Raw genomic sequence first — 1,531 nt, forward strand, 5'->3', positions numbered from 1 at the left:
ACCTGGGCACCGGAGCATTCCTGACCAAGGCCCGCAACGTCGTCCTGTTGGGGCCACCCGGCACCGGAAAAACCCACTGTGAGTCTTGAGGGCGGACTCAATGGAGTCTCGGCGCCGCCGGTGGGAGGGTCGGTGTCGGTGACCGCGACTGACCCTAAAGACTCATTGGCCGCACCCAAGCGGGGTGGTGCCCTTGCTTTGGATTTGTCGTCGCCGGTGACCGGCACCGGCCTGGCCCACCACGACTGGCCTGATCAGAAGCCTGGCCGACCCGATGCCGGGTCGTGCCTCATCACAGTCTTGCCGCACGGTGATCCCATCCAGGCCGGTGCCGACCTGATGCACCCCAATGATTGGAGAACACCGTGACACCCATGCTGACAGACAAGGTCGATTTCGTCATCGGCGTCGATACCCACCGCGACTCGCATACCGCGGCGATCGTCACCGCCGCCGGAGGACTTGTCGAGCGGCTGACCGTGGCGACCGACGCGTTCGGATTCCGAAAGCTCGACACCTTCGCCGCCAAACATGCCACAGGCCGACGAGTCTGGGCGATCGAGGGCACCGGCAGCTTCGGCGCTGGTCTGACCACACACTTGCTCGGACGCGGCGAATGGGTAGTCGAGATTGATCGCCCCGCACGCCCTGCCCGACGGGACGGCGCCAAATCTGATGACCTCGACGCCGTCCGCGCCGCACGCGAAGCATTGACGCGCGAGCACCTCGCAGCGCCCCGCGCTCGCGGCGACCGGGAAGCTATGCGAGTGCTCCTCACCGCGCGTGAGGGTGCAATCCTGGCTCGTACCAAAGCTATTGGGCAACTCAAGGCCATGATCGTCAACGCCCCCCAATCGCTGCGTGATCAGCTGCGACGCGGAACGACCGACGAACAACTCAACCGCTGCGCACGGCTGCGTACCTTGCCGTCACACTCAGTCGAACACCGCGCCACCGTCCGCGCCATTCGCGCTACCGCCCGGCGTGCTCTCATGCTCGAAGCTGAAGCCGCAGAACACGAAACTGAGCTCGAACTCCTCGTCACTGCCGCCTGCCCCCAGCTGCTCGACCGACCCGGCATCGGCGTCATCACTGCTGCGCAGTTCTTGATCTCGTGGTCGCATCGCGACCGCATCCGCAGCGAGGCGGCCTTCGCGTCCCTGGCCGGCGCCGCACCCATCCCAGCCAGCAGCGGCGCCACCGTGCGCCACCGACTCAACCGCGCCGGTGACCGCCAACTCAACCGCGCACTGCACACTGTTGCACTGACGCGCTTGCGGTTCGAGCCTACGACAAAGGCCTACGCCGCCCGACGCACTGCAGAAGGCAAGACGCCCCGAGAGATCAAACGATGCCTCAAACGCGCTATCGCCCGCGAGGTCTACCGGATCATGCAGACCGACGCCGCATCAATCACCACCATCGAAACGGCGGCTTGACAGACATAGAAGCATCCTCGCTATCGGGCTGGCCATCAAGGCCGCCCAAGCCGGACACCGCATCGCGTTCGCCACGGCCGTGGACTGGGTCG

3 protein-coding genes are annotated in these 1,531 nt (G+C 65.8%); all 3 read left to right on the forward strand.

The window, feature by feature from the left end; genetic code table 11:
• Positions 1-2: 2 nt before the first annotated feature.
• Genes AWC08_RS23700 through AWC08_RS23705 form a run of 3 tightly spaced genes read left to right on the forward strand, consistent with a single transcriptional unit; the run spans position 3 to position 1,439 of the window.
• The gene (locus tag AWC08_RS23700; protein WP_272868263.1) at positions 3-89 is read left to right on the forward strand and encodes an ATP-binding protein; all 87 of its coding nucleotides are present in this window, start codon (positions 3-5) and stop codon (positions 87-89) included.
• Positions 90-138: 49 nt separating this feature from the next.
• On the forward strand, positions 139-369 hold the full coding sequence (locus AWC08_RS35770) for a hypothetical protein (RefSeq protein WP_142283766.1): 231 nt from the start codon (positions 139-141) through the stop codon (positions 367-369).
• 5 nt (positions 370-374) lie between these two features.
• On the forward strand, positions 375-1,439 hold the full coding sequence (locus tag AWC08_RS23705) for an IS110 family RNA-guided transposase (RefSeq protein ID WP_069435605.1): 1,065 nt from the start codon (positions 375-377) through the stop codon (positions 1,437-1,439).
• Positions 1,440-1,531: the final 92 nt, after the last annotated feature.

This window comes from Mycobacterium gordonae (assembly GCF_002101675.1).
In the GTDB taxonomy this organism is placed as follows: domain Bacteria; phylum Actinomycetota; class Actinomycetes; order Mycobacteriales; family Mycobacteriaceae; genus Mycobacterium; species Mycobacterium gordonae.